1 protein-coding gene is annotated in these 217 nt (G+C 59.9%); it reads right to left on the bottom strand.

What is annotated here, in order from left to right; genetic code table 11:
* Positions 1 to 217: transposase (locus AO268_RS07445; protein ID WP_141562795.1), on the bottom strand; the 217-nt coding region annotated here is incomplete at both ends.

Raw genomic sequence — 217 nt, forward strand, 5'->3', positions numbered from 1 at the left:
GTTTCTCCAGCAAGCGGCGGAAGTTGAGAATGGTGGTTTCGTCGGGGATGCGCTCCAGGTTCAGCCCGGCAAACTGGCGCAGGATCGTGGTTTCGTACAGCGCTTCCTCCATCGCTGGATCGCTGGAGCCGAACCAGTTCTGCAGCAGATGCACACGCAGCATCGCCATCAACGGGTAGGCCGGACGGCCACCTTCACCTTTCGGATAATGTGGCTC

Origin of the sequence: Pseudomonas sp. ICMP 8385 (assembly GCF_002699915.1) — a bacterium.
Classification (GTDB): domain Bacteria; phylum Pseudomonadota; class Gammaproteobacteria; order Pseudomonadales; family Pseudomonadaceae; genus Aquipseudomonas; species Aquipseudomonas gessardii.